Genomic DNA, 18,618 nt, shown 5'->3' with positions numbered 1-18,618 from the left:
GATACCAACGTGACCGTAGAGAATAAGCAAAACAAGAAGCTGGAGCGCCTCGGGTTCAGTTATGAGCGCGGCGGGGCCCATACTTCTCGAACGATGATGCTGGTCGAACTGCGCACCTTGCTGTCCTATGTGGACAAAGCCGATGCACCCAGGACAGAGTACCTCGAAGCCATCCAGACTGCCAATTGCCTCGGGAAACGTTCGGGCAAGACTCGGGCGCTGACCTTCCGGCACTTGGTCGATCTCTACGCGCTCGATCCAAGCTTGTTGCTGTTTCGCTCCCTGCGTTTCTTCTGGCCGCGCGATGTGGATGGGCAGCCGCTGTTGGCAGCGTTATGCGCCTACTCGCGCGACCCCATTTTTCGGGCCACCGCCCCCTTTATCTTAGGATTCCAGGAAGGGGCGACTGTTACCCGGGACGCGATGGAAGATTTCATCGACGCGCAAGAGCCGGGGCGCTTCAGCAAGGCCACGCTTGCGTCCACCGTGCGAAACATCAACTCGTCCTGGACCCAATCGGGTCACCTGGCCGGCCGCGTCCACAAAGTGCGCGCCCACGCCTTGGCGACGCCAGGCGCGGTCTCGTTGGCACTACTTCTAGGTTACGTCAGCGGTCTGCGCGGCGAGTCGCTGTTCAAGAGCGACTACACCCGGATGCTCGACTGCTCCTTCGAGAAGACCATCGAATTGTCCGAGGACGCGTCTCGCAGGAGCTGGATTTCGCTCAAGCGCGTCGGCCAAGTGGTAGAAGTGCTTTTCCGGAACCTGATCACAGCACAGGAAATGGAGTGGTTACGTGAGCCGAATTAAACGACTGACTCAGTCCTACAGCAAGTACGTCGCCGTGCCATGGCGCGCCGACGCGGCGGCCGCTCAGCGCGTGATCTTCTGCGTCTACCACGAGACGGAAGAGCTGCGCCTGCGCGCCAAAGTTGACGAGTTTGAAATCGCTACCCGCGCGGCGGGTCATGAGTGGGCCATGTTCGACCTAACGGACTCGTTCCCTGACTGGCTCGCGTCCCAGCGCTACGCCAAGAGCTACTTTCAAAAGCCCAATCTGCTGTCCACGCTGCTGCCCAAGTACCTCAGCTACATCGAAGTCGAGTTCGATGCCTTCCTGAAGGACATGAACGTCAGCGAACACTTCGTCGTGGCGCTTCAAGGCGTCGGCTCGCTGTTCGGTTTCCTGAAGGTCAAGGAGGTCGTGGATAAGCTCGCGCCTAAGGTGAAGGGCCGCTTGCTGGTGTTCTTTCCCGGCAGCTACGAAGACAACAACTACCGCTTGCTGGACGGGTACGACGGCTGGAATTACCTGGCCGTGCCCATCACCGCAGACAAAGAATTTTGATTAAGGGAAAAACATGCTCAATCGTGACATCTACCAAAAAGACCCGTCGACCCGAAAACTGGTCAATGAGGGCGTGGCCAGCGTCAACGACGAGAAGACCAATCAGGCGTTGTCCGTTCTGCGGTACGAGCTTGAAACCTTCGTCTGCGATGGCCAATACCAAAAGGGCCTAGAGCACATCCTAGATGTCTACCTGAAGAACGTCGAGCAGGCCGAGCAGCCTGCTGTCTGGGTCAGCGGCTTCTATGGCTCGGGCAAATCGCACCTGGTCAAGATGCTGCGGGCGCTTTGGGTGGACAGCACGTTTGACGATGGTGCCACCGCGCGTGGAATCGCGAACTTGCCACAAGGCGTGAGCGACGAGCTCAAGGAGCTGAGCACCCAGGCGAAGCGCCACGGTGGCCTGCATGCGGCATCGGGCACATTGGGCTCCAGTTCGCGCGACAAATCCGTACGCATGGCACTGCTGGGCATCCTCTTTAAGTCCGTCGGCCTGCCGGAGCAGTACCCGGTGGCACGCTTCGTCATGTGGCTCCAGCACGAAGGTATCTACGACGCTGTTCGGGGCCATGTTGAGAAGAGCGGTTTTGACTGGAACGAAGAGCTCGACAATTTCTACGTGGCCGAGGGCCTGCACGAGGCCTTGGTCAAAGCCAAGCCCAACCTGTTCACGTCGCCAGTGTCCTGCGTCGAGACCCTGAACAACCTGTACCCCTATGTGCAGGACGTCTCCAGCGGCGACATGCTCAGAGCCATTCGCCAGGCGCTGATCCGCGACGGCAAGTTCCCCCTCACCTTGGTGGTGCTGGACGAAGTGCAACAGTATATCGGGGAAGATAGTCAACGCTCCATCGATGTGCAGGAGGTGGTTGAAGCCTGCTGCAAGAACATCGGCGCGAAGATGCTTTTCATCGGCACGGGCCAAACCGCTGTCACCGGTACGTCCAACCTCAAGAAGCTCGAAGGCCGCTTCACCGTCCGGGTTGAGTTGTCCGACGCCGACGTTGATGCCGTGATCCGCCAGGTCATCCTCGCCAAAAAGCCTGAAGCCAAAGCCTCAGTGGAGAATGTGATGCAGACCAACTTGGGTGAGATCTCGCGTCACCTAGCCGGTACCACCATCGGCCACCGTGCCGACGACATCCAATTCTTCCCACAGGACTACCCCATCCTGCCGGTGCGCCGTCGCTTTTGGGAGAATACCTTGCGCGTGCTGGATCAGACCGGCACCGATAGCCAACTGCGCAACCAGCTCTCGATGATCCACAAGGTCATTCAGACCAATGTGAATGCTCCCGTTGGAAGCGTGGTACCTGCCGACTATCTCTATTTCGACGCGGCCGACAAACTCCTGCAGTCGCGCATTCTGCCGCGTAAGGTTCATGAGAAGACTACGGTCTGGGCCAAGGGCACCGACGATCAATGCCTGATGGCGCGGTCCTGCGGCTTGGTTTTTCTCATCAATAAGCTGGCCAGCAGCAATAACGAAATCGGCATTCGCGCCACCGCGGACACTCTCGCTGATCTGCTGGTGGAAGACCTCACCCGTGGCTCCAGTGCGCTGCGCAGCAAGCTCCCGGGGCTTCTCGACAAGTGCGAGCTGCTGATGAAGGTCGGTGACGAGTATCGCATCCAGACTGAGGAAAGTGCCGCTTGGAACGACGAGTTTCTGAGTCAGCGCAACAGCTTGGCCAACGAGGCCCACCGTGTGGATGCCGAGCGCGACGATCGCATCCGCAAGAAGTTCGGCGAAATGGTGCGCAAGCTGTCTCTCGCCCAAGGCACGTCCAAGGTCACGCGCGATATCTTTCCGGTGTTCGATGCGCAGCTGCCTGCTGATGCCAATGAGAAGGTCTGTGTCTGGGTGCGTGATGGCTGGAGCATCGACGAGAACTCGGTACGTGCTGACGCACGCCAGGCGGGCAACCAGTCGCCCACCGTGTTCGTGTTCATCCCCAAGCGCTCGGCCGACGACCTGCGGCACTACCTGATCGACTTCAAGGCTGCCAGCGCGACGCTGGACAAGCGCGGCGCGCCCAGCACCGCCGAGGGCACAGAGGCCCGCTCGGCCATGGAGACCACCAAGCAAACCGCTGAGGGCAAAATCCGCGAACTGCTGCAAGAGGCCTTCTCTGGTGCCCATGTTTTCCAAGGGGGGGGCAATGAAATTTTGAGCGCCGATCTGCAGGAGATGACGCTGGAGGCCGCCACCAACGCGCTACAGCGGCTTTACCCGCAGTTCCACATTGCCGACCATGCCGGGTGGCCCAAGGTCTACGAGAAGGCGCAGAAAGGCGCACCGGACGCCCTCAAGAGCGTGGGCGACGACGGCGAGGCCGCCAAGAATCCGGTCTGTAAGGCCATCCTGGCCTTCATCGCGGGTGGCAAGAAGGGCATCGACATCCGCAAGCACTTTGAAGGCGCCACCTATGGCTGGCCGGGCGATGCAGTGGATGGGGGTTTGCAGGTGCTGCTGGTGGCCGGGCTGATTCGCGCCCATGACGACAAGGGCCAGGCCATGGACCCGAAAGACTTGGAACGCAAGGTCATCGGCAAGACCATGTTCAAGGTAGAGTCGGCTACCGTTTCAGCGACGCAGCGCATTCAAATCCGCAAGGTGCTCCAGAAGGTCGGCCTCACTGCCAAGCAAGGCGACGAACTGGCTTACGTGCCGCAGTTCCTGGTTAGCGCGCAGGAACTGGCCAACCGCGCAGGGGGAGACGCACCTCGTCCAGCGCGCCCGGAAACGAAGGGTCTGGAAGAGATCCGCCTCACCGCCGGGAACGAGCAGCTACTGGCCCTCTACAACCAACGCGACGAACTCAGCGCCGCCATTGACACCTGGACGGATCTTGCCGAACACATCGGCAAGCGGCTGCCGGCCTGGAACACACTCAGACGCCTGCTGGCCCAGGTCAATGGTTTGTCTGGCGCAGATGTGTTGGTGGCACAAGTTACCCACATCGAGGAGCAACGCCAGCTGCTAGAGGAACCCGATCCGCTTACGCCGCTGGTGGGCAGCCTCACCCAATTGCTGCGCGACGAACTGAATCGTCTGCAAACCGACTACCAGACCCGCCACAAGCGCGGCATGACACGCCTGGAGGCGGAATTCAATTGGAATCAGCTGGAGCCCGAACAGCGAAACAGCCTGCTGGCTGCCCAAAAGCTCACCATAGCCGACGCACCCAAAGTGCAAGTGGCCACCACCGAAGAAGTGCTTGTGACGGTCGAACGTCTGTCGCTGTCGTCGTTCGCTGACCGCGTCGCGGCGATTGACTCGCGCTTTGACGCCGTGCTGGTAGCCGCCGCCGAGTTGATGGAGCCCAAGGCGCAGTTCGTCAAGCTGCCCCACCGCACCATTAAGACCGACGAAGATATCGAGGCTTGGCTGCAGGATGCAAAAGAGGCCATCGCACAAGCCCTAAAAAATGGCCCGGTCATCCTTCACTGACGCCTGATTCCCATGATGCAAGCACTCGACAAAGACCTGCGTAGCGCGCTGGAGAAAACCGTCAAAGTGGCCCGCACGGTCGCGGAGACCGCTGCGCACGCGGCAGTGGACCAACTTGGCGTTGGCCACGACAAGCCTGAGGCCTTTCTAAGCGATGCAGAGAAGGCGCTGCGCAACCGCCTGCGCACCCACGGGAAGCAGCTCGGCGACGCCCGCGACTCGAACAGCACTAACCCAACCTATGGGAAGCAAGAGGTGCAGCACCTGCTGCAAGAGGTGGCCTACCAGCACTGGCACCGCATGTTGTTCGCTCGCTTTCTCGCCGACAATGACCTGCTGATGTTTGACGGTGTGGCCGTCACACTCGATGAATGCGAGGAACTCGCCTCAGATGAAAGTGCGAAGAACGGTTGGGAGCTGGCCGGCAAGCTGGCGGCCCGCATGCTGCCGCAGATATTCAAACCCGGCTCACCGGTGTTTGAGCTCACCTTTGCGCCCGAGCACCAGAGCGAGCTCGAACGACTGCTGAAGGACCTGCCGGATGAGGTGTTCAAGGCCAGCGACAGCCTGGGTTGGGTGTACCAGTTCTGGCAGGCCGACAATAAGGAGCGCATCAACAAATCGGAAGTGAAGATCGGCGCAGATGAGTTGCCGGCCGTCACGCAGCTCTTTACTGAGCCGTACATGGTGGCCTACTTGCTAGACAACTCGCTGGGTGCCTGGTGGGCGACTCGGCACCCAGGCAAGCCCTGCCCGGTCGATCTCAACTACTTCCGCACCCTGGAAGACGGCACCCCAGCGGCAGGCAAGTTCGAAGGATGGCCTGACGCGTTGGCCGACTTCAAGTTGCTCGACCCGTGCTGTGGTTCCGGTCACTTCCTGGTGGCCGCTTTCCTGATGCTGGTGCCCATGCGTATGGCGACAGAGGGCCTGAGTCCCAAGGAGGCCGTCAACCGTGTCTTGGCCGAGAACATCCATGGCCTGGAACTGGACCCGCGCTGTGTGGAGATTGCCGTGTTCGCCGTGGCTTTGGAGGCTTGGCGTTATCCCGATGCATCCGGCAAGGCTCTCGGTGTGCGCGAGATTCCTGCACCCAACATCGCTTGCTGTGGCCTGAAGGTTGCGTCCAAGGCGCAGGACTGGGAAGCCCTAGTACCTGACGATGCTCCGGATGCTGAATACGTGCGACAAGAATTGCGTCATTTGCATGCCAGTTTCTCCGATGCGCCACTGCTTGGCAGTTTGCTAGACCCGGCGCGTAGTTTGAAGACCGACTTGGCAACTTCCAGCCATGAGACGTTGATGGCCTTGCTTCGTAAGGCCTTGGCGACAGAGCGTTCGGCCCACCCGTTGGGTGATGATAGTGATCTTTGGGAGCTTGCGCTGAGCGCACAAGGCCTACTGGAAGCAGCACGATTGCTGGACTCGCGCTTTCACCTGGTCGTTACTAATGTTCCATATTTGGGCCGGCGCGATCAGGGAGATCGCCTCAAATCTTTCTGTCAAACGTATTATGACGATGCAAAGAGCGACTTGGCTAATGTCTTCCTTGAGCGCTGTACAGAGCTTTGTTCGCCCCATGGGAACGGGGTCGTTCAGATAGTAATGCCTCAGAACTGGCTTTTTCTCGGAAGCTATGCGCGAATGAGAACCCGGTTTCTGGAAAATTTCCATTGGCTCAATTTGGCGGTCTTGGGGGACAAAGCGTTCCGGACCCCGCTAGGGGTAGCCCCGATTCTCTTCTCGGTTCGCGATGGAAACAAAGATCAAGGAATATTTTCAGCAATATCGACTAACGAACAAAAAACTGCCGATGAAAAGTCCATTGCTCTAAAGACGGAGCCGCTGATTTGTCTAAAAACGAAAACACAACTTTCTAATCCCGATGCTCGCATATCGTTCCATGAAATTACGGGCGGCGTGCCCCTGTCAACTGTTGCTGAATGCTATCAAGGTGTCATCACAGGCGACAAAGATCGATTCTTCAGGTTTCATTGGGAAGTGAGTGAATTTGCAGGCAATTGGGATAAGCTTTCAACCACCAATAATGGGAATTCCGTTTTCGGAGGCATGGAAGAGATTATCTTTTGGCAAAGTGGTGTTGGCGAGTTACATAAATACGCACGTGAGACGCGTCACAAATTGCATGACATGCATGAGTCTGGAAATAGGGCGTGGGGGCGTAACGGCGTGAGAGTAAATCCGCAAGGTGACCTGCGTGCATCCCCTTACTTCGGAGAGAAATTCGACGGAAGTGTGAGCGTTATTGTTCCGAAGAACAAAGATCATGCACTTGCCATCATGGCGTTTTGTGAATCCAGCGCGTTCAGTGAAGCGGTTCGCAAATTAGATAGAAAGCGAAACGTTACCAATGCCACCTTTCTAAAGGTTCCCTTTGATTTGGCGTACTGGCAGGAGGTGGCAACTTCGTCCTATCCAAAAGGTTCCCCGAAACTATATTCGGACGATCACGCTCAGTGGATTTTTCACGGTCACCCGCGACCTTCTACTAATCCGCTCCAAGTCGCTATTGCACGCTTGGTTGGATACACTTGGCCAGCGGAATCCGACGACAGGCTTGATCTGTCTGACGAGGCTCGTGCATGGGTTGCGCGCGCCAAGACACTTAGACGCCATGCTGACAAGGATGGCATCGTCTGCATTCCGCCGGTTGGCCGAGAAGCCGCAGCCGCAGACCGTTTGCTGAATCTACTCGCCGATGCTTATGGCGATACTTGGAGCAATGATGTTCTGGCGCAGTTGCTGACTTCTGCTGACCACGCTGGGAAGTCGCTGGAGACTTGGCTGCGTGACAAATTCTTCACCCAGCACTGTGCGTTGTTTGGCAATCGTCCCTTTGTGTGGCACGTGTGGGATGGATTGCGTGATGGTTTCGCAGCGCTGGTGAACTATCACAAGCTGGACTACAAGACGCTGGAGGCTTTGACCTACACCTACTTAGGCGACTGGATCGGCCGCCAGAAGCGCGATGCTGAGAACGGCGTGGACGGTGCCCAAGAAAAGCTGGCCGCCGCCGAGGTGCTGAAGAAGCGCCTGGAGCTGATACTGGCAGGCGAAGAGCCGTACGACATTTTTGTACGCTGGAAGTCGATCGAAGAACAGCCCGTCGGCTGGACTCCCGATTTGAACGACGGGGTTCGCGTGAACATTCGCCCTTTCCTATCGGTGCCCGATGTGGGCAAACGCGGGGCGGGCGTGCTGCGCGATAAACCAAAAAGCCTGCATTGGGAAAAGGACCGTGGTAGCGATGTGTCATCGGCCCCATGGTACGAGCTCGGCATCCGATACGGCGGCAAGGTGGGCGACCGCGTCAATGACCACCATTTGGCGCTCGCCGAGAAGAACGCCGCACGCGCGAAACAGAGGAAGGCTTAGATCATGACGATCCTCTTCGCAATGGCAGGGGGGCAGCCGTGCGCGTAATCGAGCATCTGGTCAAGACGGTGCGCGACGTGGCAATTTTCAACCCCGATGTTCAGGTCGCGCCGTCGTGCATCTTGTGGCCTGACAAAGACCGTCAGTGGGAGGCGGTAATTCCGCGGCTGCAGAGCGAGCTGGCGGAAATGCTGGTGCTGAGCGACTACGCGCCAGAGAATCGTTTCGGCCCGGCCATTTGGCTGCGCTGCGTGATCGCTGGCAAAGCGCCCGGTGTCAACTTGCCGGCCGACCGCGTGCCGGTGCTCTACCTGCCTGGGGTAAGCCGACAAGACTTGCGGGCGATCGAAGACTGCCCGGACCTTCTGAAGCCCTTGGCTGAATTGCAGTACCGGGGTGTGATCTGGTCCCAGTCGAACGCCAAAGACTGGACCGTCATGGCCTTCCTTAAGTCGGATCAGGGCGGCATGGGTCTCGATGTGGCCCAAGACAAAGAAGCTAAGAACGCCATGCAACTTGCGCTGTATCGGCTGCTGGATGAAGAGCTCGAGCTCTTGAGGGGCAAGCGGCTGGACAAGGACTACTTCAACACACTGCTGACCGGCGGCGACCCGGTGCGCGACCTGCTGCAGTGGCTGAATCTGGGCGACGCATTCCAAGCCACGCGTGGCTTCAATGAGTGGAAAGCCTTCGTCGAGGTTTGCAAGTCGCAATTGGCATTCGACCCGCAAGCGGAGGGTGTTCTGGCAGGTGCCAGCAAGCTAGCCCTGCGTGAGGGGCCATGGCATTCGGTGTGGGACCGTTATAGCGAAGCGCCGAAGCGCTACCCGAACATCTCCAATCGCATTCGCCACTGCAAGCCGCCAATCTTTGATCTTTTCGCTACCGCAGATTCCGCAGGCGGCTGGCCCCAATGGAATCAGGATCAAGAGAAGTCGCTCCAGCATGATCTGCTGACCTTGAAACACCTGCCGGCGCATGACGCAAGGAAGCGCGTGCTGGAGCTTGATAGAACCCATGCGCCACGGCGTGACTTGGTTTGGGCAGAGTTGGGCGAATCGTCGCTGGCATTGGCCACCAAGCCGCTAGCCGTTGTGGCGGATGTGACCAAGACGGCGCTGGCTGCCGGCTCGGTTGCAGACTTGCAGGCCGGATACTCCAATCAAGGTTGGCGAGCCGATGACGCGATGCTGGCAGCACTCGCTTGCGTCGAAAGAGCGTCGGACGTTGATGCAGTGACAACAGCAATTCGGGCCATCTATCTGCCTTGGCTGGAAGAGTCCGCACGATATTTACAAAAGGTCGTCGAAGGATCGAGCTACCCCGGTGGAACGATCGCAAGCGCCAAGCCTTTTTCTGCCTCAAAGGGTGAATGCGTGCTGTTTGTGGATGGCCTTCGCTTTGATGCAGCTCGTCGGCTCACGGCCGTCCTGGAGGTTCACGGCTACAAAGTGGCCGAAGCCGTGAATTGGACGGCGTTGCCGAGCGTGACTGCAACGGGAAAAGCGGCGGTCTCACCGGTACGGAGCAAGATCAGTGGCACCGATGACTGCGATGACTTCGAGCCTTGCATTGCGGCCACTGGCCAGTCGCTCAAGGGCGGCTACCACTTGAAGAAGCTGTTAATCGACAACCATTGGAAGGTGCTGGACCGTACCGAAAACGGTGACGGGCAAGGGAACGCATGGTGCGAGTTCGGCGATCTCGATAGTGAGGGGCATGCCCGCGGTTGGAAGCTGGCTAAGCACATCAACTTGCTTCTCGCAGAAATTGCTGAGCGCATTTCCGCCTTGCTGGCCGAAGGTTGGAGCAGCGTCAGGGTAGTGACCGACCACGGCTGGCTGCTGATGCCGGGCAAGTTGCCCAGTATTCCGATGTCCAAGGATCTCACCGACAATAAATGGGGCCGTTGCGCCTCGATCAAGCCTGGTGCTTCAACCAGCGAGCGCTTGTATCCTTGGTTTTGGAATCCGCATCAACAGTTTGCGCTTGCCGATGGTGTGAGTTGTTACGGTAAATCGGTGGACTACAGCCATGGAGGGCTTAGCCTGCAAGAATGTCTTGTCCTAGACCTCGTAGTAACCCAAGGAGCGGACATATCGGGCCAGCCGGTGGCTGAGGTGACTGACATTGCCTGGAAAGGCTCGATGAGATGCACGGTTGCTGTGGACGGGCGGTATGCGAATCTGGCACTGGATATTCGGATGCATGTTGGCGATGCGGAAACCAGTGTGGTAGTGAGCATCAAGCCGTTTAAGGACAACGGCACCGCCTCGGTAGTTGTCGAAAACGAAGAATTGCATGGTCGCGAGGCGTTTCTCGTCCTGCTCAATGCGTCAGGCGACGTGGTGGCTTCCGCCACCACCGTGATTGGTGGAGGATGATGCATGATTGAATTGGATCAGATCGATAGAGATGCCGCCTCGGTGCTGGACGGGTATCTGGTCCGGAAAGACTTGGTTCGCACTTTCAGCCGACAGTTTCCGGTACCCACCTACGTCGTTGAATTTATGCTCGGGCGTTATTGTGCTAGCACCGATCAGGAGGAGATCGACGAGGGTTTGGAAATTGTTCAGCGCCAGCTTAGGTCCCGCACTGTGCGAGCGGGCGAGGAAGAGCTTTTCAAGGCCAAGGCGCTTGAAACCGGCGAAGTGAAGATCATCGACCTAGTGACGGCGCGGGTGGATAACAAAGGTGAGTACGTGGCGAGTTTGCCGAGTTTGCGCCTAACGGAAGTACGCATCGGCAGCGAACTGGTCAATCAACACGAGCGAATGTTGACAGGGGGCTTCTATGCCGAACTGGGGGTGACTTTTGATGTGGCGATTGCCCAAGAAAGCAAAGGACGTCCGTTTGGCATCGCATCGTTGCGGGAAATTCAGTTATCCAAGCGTGACGTGTTGGATACTCTGACGAAGGCCCGTCAAGCGTTTTCGACCGAAAATTGGAAGAACTTCCTGCTGCGATCTGTTGGTATTGAACCTATCGGGCTAACTGATCGCCAGATCAGCGCGTTGATGCTACGCATGGTTCCGTTCGTCGAGAGCAACTACAACCTAGTGGAGCTAGGGCCTCGCGGCACCGGTAAAAGCCATCTGTTTCAACAGGTCTCGCCTTATGCGCACCTTGTATCAGGTGGGAAAGCTACGGTAGCCAAGATGTTCGTGGAGAACACGGCCAAGGGGCGCCGAGGGCTGGTATGTCAATATGACGTCGTCTGCTTCGATGAGGTGTCGGGCATTTCCTTCGATCAAAAGGATGGTGTGAATATCATGAAGGGCTACATGGAGTCGGGCGAATTTAGTCGTGGAAAAGAGAGCATCCGCGCCGACGGCAGTATCGTGATGGTGGGCAACTTCGATGTCGACGTTGAACACCAGCAGCGAACGGGGCACCTGTTTGGCCCCATGCCGCCGGAAATGCGCAACGACACTGCCTTCATGGACCGCATTCACGCATTTCTGCCAGGGTGGGACGTCCCGAAGATAAACAAAGATCTGGTGACCAATCACTTTGGCCTGGTCAGTGACTTCTTGTCCGAGTGTTGGAGTCAGCTGCGAAAGCAGAGTCGTGTGAGCGAGCTTCAGAACCGAGTCTGCTTTGGTGGTGCGCTGTCTGGCCGCGACACTAACGCGGTCAACAAGACGGTTTCCGGCCTACTGAAACTGCTCTATCCAAATGGAGAGGCTGTGGTCCCCGACGAGGATCTAGAGTGGGCCGTTCGAGTTGCCATGGAGGCGCGTCGCAGGGTGAAGGAGCAGCAAAAGCGCGTGGGTGCAGCAGAATTTCGTAATACACACTTCAGCTACAGCATGGGCGCGGACGGTATTGAGAAGTTTGTTTCCACGCCCGAGCTCCAAAGCGACAACGCCATCGGCGGCGACCCGCTCGAACCTGGACAGGTATGGACCATAAGCCCCGGCAACGGTGAAGAAAGCGCTGGCCTTTACCGCATTGAAGTCAACGAAGGCCCTGGAACTGGCGTGAAGGTACTCAACAAACCAAACCCTCCTGCATTCCGGGAAAGCATAGGCTTCGCCGAGCAGAACCTGTACGCTAGGGCATTACAGTTGGTTGGTGACAAGGAGCCGCGTCAGCATGAGTTCACTGTGCAGCTTCGAGCATTTGACTCCGGTAAGTCCGGTGCGAAGCTGGGCGTTGCCTGCTTGGTCGCCCTATGTACGTCGCTGTTGAAGCGCAGCGTGCGCGGCGGTTTGATCATTGTTGGCGAGATCAATCTTGGTGGCTCGATCGAGCCTTTTCACAACGCCGTCGCGATTGCGGAGGTTGCTGTGGAGAAGGGGGCGACGTCGCTTCTTATGCCGGTGGCGTGTAGGCGCCAATTGGTCGATTTATCTGACGATATGGCAACCAAGGTCGACATCCAGTTCTATTCGGATGCCAAGGATGCCTTGATTAAAGCGATGGCTGAGTGAGCTGAAATCAACAAACAGGCGTCGCTTGTGCGCAACAAATAATTGTTTGGACCGAATTGCGCGATCGCCGGTGACGGGCCTTTTGCGCAGGCAACAAAATATGGGGGCATGTCTGGGGGCAGCTGCGCGTTTGTGTGCCGCTTGATGCTTGCCCGGCTTGCGCCTGGCATGTCAGTTGCATAGTCCTCCTCTCCACCACGAAATCTCAAAGGGTTTGGCATCGCGCCAAGCCCTTTTTCGTTTGCCGCGTCACTCTGCCCCCTGAGCGACGCCCATCATTCGCCGCCGTCAATCTCCTGCGCCCTGCCTTGGCGCGATGATCCACCGCTAACGTCACTCCGTCGACCAAGAGACCGCCGTATAAGTGTCCTGTAGATGCGCGCAGGCGCTCCTCGCCGATCTGCCTGCCGCAGGCGCGTCCATCGACCGGCGGCAAGAGAGGTTGCCGCCGCACGCCGCAACCTTCGCTCCGCATCTTAGCCGTCGCGCCAGGCGATGAACCGCAGCATCCAAACGCCAACGCCCTCGATCCTTCGCCGTGCCCGCTTGATCCCAAACGCAGCATGATCGAATCCAAAAGCGCCCCTCTCACTCCCCCGGCGCCTTCAGCACGTTCCATCGAATCGCCACCGGATCGACGGTCGCGCTGCCGAGCGACGCCTCGCCGTCCTGCACCGTCAGTTGCAAACGCATCGTCCGTTCGGCTAGCTTGCCGAGCGCGTCCGCTACGCCGTCCGCAAGCGACCACACCGCCACGTTCTGCAGGCGCTCGACCTTCGCCCGCACGCCTTGCCACCATATGTCCGCCGTCTTTCCCGCATACGCGATCACCACGACGCGCTCAGCACGCCCGCTCGCCTTCGCGATGCGTCGCTCGTCCGGTTGACCCGCGTCGATCCACAATTCGATCTGGCCGGTGAGATCTTTCTGCCACAGATCAGGCTCGTCCGTATCGGAGAGGCCCTTGCAGAATTCCAGTCGCTCGTTGGCGAAAAGGCCGAACGCCGCGACGCGAATCATCATGCGTTCATCGGTTTCCGACGGATGCCGCGCAATGGTCAAGGAGTGGTCGCCAAAGTAGTGACGATCCATGTCGGCAATCTGAAGATCGGCCTTGTAAATGGTGGATTTGAGAGCCATGCAGCAATGTCACCGGTGCGCGCGACCGGCGATTCGAATGAGATTGGAAAGCGGCACGGCGCAACGGCGAGAAGCCGCACATCGGACGCGACGAGCCCGTCATTGTGCGGCGAAACGATGCGCAATTGGAAGCAGATATCGCGCGGTCAGCCCGACCGGCTGGCCGCGTCCTTTTCGGAGGCGATTTTCGCGCGCGCGAATTCGACCCGTTTATTGGTCGATGAATCGGTCCGCGGTCCACATGCCTTGCGTATCGCTATTCGCGGCATTCACGAATTCGACGTCATGGCCGACCACGCGCACCACGCGAAAATGCGAACCGACCGGCGTCGATATGCACTCGTAACCTTCGAAGAATTGCTGCATCTGCTGATGTTCGCCGGCTCTCGCGTGCTGATCCGCTGAATCGAATTTATCTTTCGACAGACAGCCGTACGAGTTGGGTCTGAACTTGAACGTCTGCTGCGGCTGAATTGCGCTGTCCTGCGCGTAAGCCGCAGACGCCGCGACGACCAAGCTCACCACGGCGAAGACAGCACTGGTGCGTTTCTTCATGAATAGAGCCTCCGGCAGAGCCGCGAAAGTAGCAACGTATATAAAACATGCTGCGAATCATGCTAAATGAGCGACGTTAAGTTGCAAGCACATGTTGTGTGCGGACGCAACAAGACGCAATGTCGCAGGCGTTATCTCTGAGATTACGCACGTTCGCTATCACGACGAATGGCCGCTTATTCGGATGAAGCGGAAATAAAGGCATCACAACCAGTGCATCCGTGCGGCAATTTGTCTCGCCGCGAGTTTGATGCGCCGCAGGAGCGGTTCCTGTAGGAAAGCGAACGTCTATAACAGTCCATGCACGGCGGCGGAAGCTAGCCGAACGGCCTATTGCCACACGCGGCGCTTCGTGGATAAATCGACGGGATCGATCTCAGGAGAAATCGGAATGACGCTCGCTCAATGGCTGCCGTTTGCAATCGCCTCGGCGATTCTCGTGGCAATTCCAGGCCCGACGGTACTGCTCGTCGTCTCGTACGCGCTCGGACATGGCCGCAAATACGCGCTTGCCACGACGCTCGGCGTCGCGTTAGGCGATCTCACGGCCATGACCGCGTCGATGCTCGGTCTCGGCGTACTGCTCGCGGCGTCGGCGGAACTCTTCATGGCGGTAAAATGGATCGGCGCGGCGTATCTGTTCTATCTGGGCATCAAGTTGTGGCGCGCGCCGGTCGTCGACACGGACGCCGTCGAGCCGAGCGGCGAATTACGCACGAGCCGCATCATGGCGCACGCCTACGCGGTGACGACGCTCAATCCCAAGAGCATCATTTTCTTCGTCGCCTTCGTGCCGCAGTTCATCGATCCGCACGCGGCGACCGTCTCTCAAATCGCCATTCTCGAAGCCACCTTCGTCGGCATCGCGGCCGCCAATGCGTTCGCCTATGCGCTGCTCGCGTCCGGCGCGCGCCGCGCCATTCGCAAGCCATCGGTGCAGCGCGCCGTGAACCGCACCGGCGGCGCGTTGCTGATGGGCGCGGGCATTTTCGCGGCAGCATGGAAGAAAGCAGCGTGAACCAAACCGATGACTGGACAGCCAGCGCGCGACGCGTGTACTTCGCGCTGTTGGACGACTGGAACCGGCAGGACGCCGCCGCGATGGCCGCGCGCTTCACCGAGCGCGGCAGCCTCGTCGGTTTTGACGGCAGTGCAGTCGACGGTCGGGCGTGCATCTCGGCGCATCTAAAGCCGATTTTCGCGGAACATCCGACGCCGCTTTTCGTCGGCAAGGTCCGCGAGGTCAGGCGGATGGCGTCCGGGCAGGCGCTGCTGCTGCTGCGCGCAGTGGCGGGCATGTGGCCGCGCGGGCAACACGCAATCGATCCGCGTCTCAACGCGGTGCAGACGCTCGTGCTTTCCCTCAACGACGGGGCGTATGAAATCGAGATGCTGCAGAACACGCCCGCTGCCTTCCACGGACGGCCCGACGAAGCCGAGAAGCTCACGGCCGAGCTGCGCGAATTGGAAAAACCCCGCGCCGTGTGAAACCTATTTCCCGATACAGAAGCGGCTGAAAATAACGCCCAGCAGGTCATCGGACGTGAACTCGCCGGTGATCGCGTTGAGCTTGTCCTGCGCGAGCCGCAATTCTTCGGCAAAAAGGTCGAGCACCTGCGATTGCTGACTGGCGTGATCGGCAGCGAGCGCAAGGTGTTCGCGGGCTTCGCGTAGCGCGATGAGATGCCGTTCACGCGCCAGGTACACGCTTTCGGCGCCGGCCTGCCAACCGGCGATTTTCAAGAGCGCGGAACGCAGCAGAGCGATGCCGTCGCCCGTTTTGGCGGAAAGGTTCACTTCGCGCGCGTGACCATCGCCGTCGCGCACGACGGCGGGCGCGCCTGCGAGATCGGTCTTGTTCAGCACGCGCACGACCGGCACGCCGGGCGGAAATCGCGCCGCAATCGCCTCGTCGTCCGGCGTCATGCCGGTGCGAGCGTCGAGCAAGTGCAGCACCACGTCCGCGCGCTCGATCTCGCCCCACGTCCGTTCGATGCCGATGCGCTCCACTTCGTCTTCGGTCTCGCGCAAGCCGGCCGTGTCGATGATGTGCAGCGGAATGCCCTCGACCTGTATGGTCTGCGCGACCTTGTCGCGTGTAGTCCCTGCAATCGGCGTGACGATGGCGAGTTCAGCGCCGGCGAGCGCATTGAGCAGCGACGACTTGCCGACGTTCGGCTGCCCTGCCAGCACCACCGACATTCCCTCACGCAAGAGCGCGCCTTGGCGGGCGTCGGCCAGCACGCGGTCCAGACGTTCGCGAATGCGCCTGAGCTTGCCGCGAGCATCCGCGGCCTCCAGAAAGTCGATCTCTTCCTCAGGAAAATCGAGCGTCGCCTCGACGAGCATCCGCAGCGTGATCACGTCTTCGACGAGCGCGTGGATCTCGCGCGAAAACGCGCCTTCCAGCGAGCGGCCGGCGGAACGCGCGGCGGCTTCCGTGCTGGCCTCGATGAGATCGGCGACGGCTTCGGCCTGCGCGAGATCGAGTTTGTCGTTCAGGAAGGCGCGCCGCGTGAACTCCCCCGGCTCCGCAAGACGAAGGCCGAAGTCGCTGCCCGCTTCGATCGCCCGTTGCAGCACCAGCTGCAGCACGATCGGCCCGCCGTGCCCTTGCAACTCCAGAACGTGCTCGCCCGTGTACGAATGCGGCGCGGGAAAGTACAGCGCGATGCCGCGGTCGAGCGCCTCGCCCTTGCCGTCGATGAACGGCACGTAGCTCGCGTGCCTTGGCGCAAGCAGCTGACCGCATAGCGCGCGCATCGCCTGCTGCGCGGCGGCTTCGCCCGCGCGCCCGAACGACAGCCGCACCACGCCGATGCCGCCACGCCCCGGCGCGGTGGCGATTGCGACGATGGGGTCAGTGTCGTTGGTCAGCATGGCGGTTGGAGCGGAGGCGTCGGGGAGCGGGCATTGTATCGCGGGCACTTCTGAGGTTTCCGCTCGGACGATTCTTGCATTATCTTAAACAAGATACGGCTCCGATTCAGACTGAGTAGCGATGCTCCTCGAAAGAATCGCTTGTTGGGCTTAGGCCGCGCACTTGGGCGCATATTTGGTTGCGATAAGGCAACTAACTTGCTCGCGTGCCTAAGATAAATGCCATCTGACACGCGTAAAAAGTAGCGTAGTTGGTTGACGTACAGGCAGCGATTGCCTTGCACAATTCCATGCATGCCAACACAGCAAGAGAAGGCCGAATTCTCAGAACGGCTCAAATTTTCGATGGCCCGCTCGCCCGAGAAGATGCGGGGTGCGACCGATCTCGCGAACAAATTCAATTTGCGCTACCGCGGCGAGCCGGTGTCTCCGCAGACCGCGCACAAGTGGCTAACTGGGCGGTCGATTCCCACGAGCGACAAACTCCAGACGCTCGCTGAATGGCTCAAGGTAGATCTTCACTGGCTGCACTACGGCCCTCCGCCGAGCGGCAGCACGCAGGCCACGCCAAAACCTCTCGCGCGCGACGAAAAGTACCCGGCGTCCGAGGACACGCTGGAGCTTGCGTCGAAGATCGAGGCGCTGTCGCCGCATCATCGGTATTTGCTGGAGGAGCTCATCGACCAGTTTTATGGGGCGATGAAGCGGTAAGCCGTCCGGCTTTGACCAAATTTTTCAATCTTCTCCGCCAGACTTATCCTGTGCCGTTGAGGGCCAAAAGCTTGCGGTGCAAGGGCCTCGGCTCGGTCCGGCTGCGGATACAAACTCGAATTGGAGATCGCAAATTCGAGTTTGGAGACGCGGACTGGAATGTCCACGACACTACCTGCATGGCGACCAATCGTACAAAACAGGATTTCGCGCGCGGCTTACGGCTGCTGGTCGCAGATGTGGCCGACACCATCCAGCGTGACGTTCCTTATTTCAAACAAAAGCTTTTCCGTGTCGGACATCCGGACGATCTCGTCCACGCACTCGCGCATGCGGACCCGGACGCGAGCGTGACGCCGACGACTGTGAAGAACTGGTTCGATGCAAAGACGATGCCGCGGGGAAAGAATCGGACCTCGTTGACCATGCTCATCGGCCACCGGGGAACGATGCTGTTGAACGGTGAGAACATCACGCCATATGTCTCGACCCGGCTGGAGGCGGCTGAAACCGTACCGGCGTTTGGAGGCTATGAACACGAGGACGCTTTTCGTCGCGATATTCGGGAGGCAACGGCCGCCGCGTACCTTGTTTTGGCCAAGCTGAACCGGCTAGATGAACGACTCGGCGACCATCTTTCCGGCGGCGCATCGCAACGAAAAAAGGAATCGTGAAAGAAGCGGTGCGGTACGCGCCAA

Annotated in this window: 13 protein-coding genes; 10 read left to right on the top strand and 3 right to left on the bottom strand. The window is 59.2% G+C overall.

Annotated features, from left to right (window positions below):
* Positions 1-9: 9 nt before the first annotated feature.
* From P9239_RS17875 to brxL, 6 genes are read left to right on the top strand one after another with little or no spacing between them, the layout of a single operon-like run.
* On the top strand, positions 10-810 hold the full coding sequence (locus tag P9239_RS17875; RefSeq protein WP_309753233.1) for a hypothetical protein: 801 nt from the start codon (positions 10-12) through the stop codon (positions 808-810).
* Positions 797-1,348: a BREX protein BrxB domain-containing protein gene (locus tag P9239_RS17870; RefSeq protein WP_309753231.1), complete on the top strand. Its 552-nt coding sequence runs from the start codon at positions 797-799 to the stop codon at positions 1,346-1,348. The genes P9239_RS17875 and P9239_RS17870 overlap by 14 nt, the downstream gene beginning before the upstream one ends.
* A gap of 13 nt (positions 1,349-1,361) precedes the next feature.
* A complete protein-coding gene (gene brxC, locus P9239_RS17865; RefSeq protein ID WP_309753228.1) occupies positions 1,362-4,802 on the top strand; it encodes a BREX system P-loop protein BrxC in 3,441 nt (1,146 codons plus the stop codon).
* 12 nt (positions 4,803-4,814) lie between these two features.
* Entirely contained in the window at positions 4,815-8,198 is a 3,384-nt protein-coding gene (locus P9239_RS17860; RefSeq protein WP_309753227.1) for an Eco57I restriction-modification methylase domain-containing protein, read from the top strand.
* Positions 8,199-8,236: 38 nt separating this feature from the next.
* Positions 8,237-10,582 carry a BREX-1 system phosphatase PglZ type B gene (gene pglZ, locus P9239_RS17855; protein ID WP_309753225.1) on the top strand — a complete coding sequence of 782 codons (2,346 nt, stop codon included), beginning with the start codon at positions 8,237-8,239 and terminating at the stop codon, positions 10,580-10,582.
* Positions 10,583-10,585: 3 nt separating this feature from the next.
* On the top strand, positions 10,586-12,634 hold the full coding sequence (gene brxL, locus P9239_RS17850) for a BREX system Lon protease-like protein BrxL (protein WP_309753224.1): 2,049 nt from the start codon (positions 10,586-10,588) through the stop codon (positions 12,632-12,634).
* Between the two features lie 588 nt (positions 12,635-13,222).
* On the opposite strand, the gene P9239_RS17845 is transcribed toward brxL, so the two are convergent.
* Positions 13,223-13,774 (bottom strand): YaeQ family protein, encoded by a 552-nt coding sequence (locus tag P9239_RS17845; RefSeq protein ID WP_309753222.1) that lies wholly within the window; start codon positions 13,772-13,774, stop codon positions 13,223-13,225.
* A gap of 210 nt (positions 13,775-13,984) precedes the next feature.
* Positions 13,985-14,329 carry a surface attachment protein Sap1 gene (sap1, locus tag P9239_RS17840; protein ID WP_309753221.1) on the bottom strand — a complete coding sequence of 115 codons (345 nt, stop codon included), beginning with the start codon at positions 14,327-14,329 and terminating at the stop codon, positions 13,985-13,987.
* Positions 14,330-14,720: 391 nt separating this feature from the next.
* On the opposite strand from sap1, the gene P9239_RS17835 reads away from it, so the two are divergent.
* Positions 14,721-15,347: a LysE family translocator gene (locus tag P9239_RS17835; protein WP_309753219.1), complete on the top strand. Its 627-nt coding sequence runs from the start codon at positions 14,721-14,723 to the stop codon at positions 15,345-15,347.
* Positions 15,344-15,817 (top strand): SgcJ/EcaC family oxidoreductase, encoded by a 474-nt coding sequence (locus P9239_RS17830; protein WP_309753217.1) that lies wholly within the window; start codon positions 15,344-15,346, stop codon positions 15,815-15,817. Before P9239_RS17835 ends, P9239_RS17830 begins: the two co-directional genes overlap by 4 nt.
* A gap of 3 nt (positions 15,818-15,820) precedes the next feature.
* On the opposite strand, the gene mnmE is transcribed toward P9239_RS17830, so the two are convergent.
* Positions 15,821-17,209: a tRNA uridine-5-carboxymethylaminomethyl(34) synthesis GTPase MnmE gene (mnmE, locus tag P9239_RS17825; protein WP_309753215.1), complete on the bottom strand. Its 1,389-nt coding sequence runs from the start codon at positions 17,207-17,209 to the stop codon at positions 15,821-15,823.
* Between the two features lie 294 nt (positions 17,210-17,503).
* Here mnmE and P9239_RS17820 point away from each other — a divergent pair, with 294 nt between their 5' ends.
* Together P9239_RS17820 and P9239_RS17815 are read left to right on the top strand one after the other, a co-directional pair.
* On the top strand, positions 17,504-17,920 hold the full coding sequence (locus P9239_RS17820) for a transcriptional regulator (RefSeq protein WP_309753213.1): 417 nt from the start codon (positions 17,504-17,506) through the stop codon (positions 17,918-17,920).
* A gap of 179 nt (positions 17,921-18,099) precedes the next feature.
* The gene (locus P9239_RS17815) at positions 18,100-18,594 is read left to right on the top strand and encodes a hypothetical protein (RefSeq protein WP_309753211.1); all 495 of its coding nucleotides are present in this window, start codon (positions 18,100-18,102) and stop codon (positions 18,592-18,594) included.
* The last annotated feature ends 24 nt before the right edge of the window (positions 18,595-18,618 follow it).

This window comes from Caballeronia sp. LZ062 (assembly GCF_031450785.1).
Classification (GTDB): Bacteria; Pseudomonadota; Gammaproteobacteria; order Burkholderiales; family Burkholderiaceae; genus Caballeronia.
This window is presented reverse-complemented; position numbering and strand designations above follow the sequence as displayed.

Coding starts and splice junctions, on each gene's coding strand:
- P9239_RS17820 (WP_309753213.1), top strand. CDS start 17,504: ATGCCAACACAGCAAGAGAAGGCCGAATTCTCAGAACGGCTCAAATTT.
- P9239_RS17860 (WP_309753227.1), top strand. CDS start 4,815: ATGATGCAAGCACTCGACAAAGACCTGCGTAGCGCGCTGGAGAAAACC.
- mnmE (WP_309753215.1), bottom strand. CDS start 17,209: ATGCTGACCAACGACACTGACCCCATCGTCGCAATCGCCACCGCGCCG.
- brxC (WP_309753228.1), top strand. CDS start 1,362: ATGCTCAATCGTGACATCTACCAAAAAGACCCGTCGACCCGAAAACTG.
- P9239_RS17815 (WP_309753211.1), top strand. CDS start 18,100: ATGGCGACCAATCGTACAAAACAGGATTTCGCGCGCGGCTTACGGCTG.
- P9239_RS17835 (WP_309753219.1), top strand. CDS start 14,721: ATGACGCTCGCTCAATGGCTGCCGTTTGCAATCGCCTCGGCGATTCTC.
- P9239_RS17845 (WP_309753222.1), bottom strand. CDS start 13,774: ATGGCTCTCAAATCCACCATTTACAAGGCCGATCTTCAGATTGCCGAC.
- sap1 (WP_309753221.1), bottom strand. CDS start 14,329: ATGAAGAAACGCACCAGTGCTGTCTTCGCCGTGGTGAGCTTGGTCGTC.
- brxL (WP_309753224.1), top strand. CDS start 10,586: ATGATTGAATTGGATCAGATCGATAGAGATGCCGCCTCGGTGCTGGAC.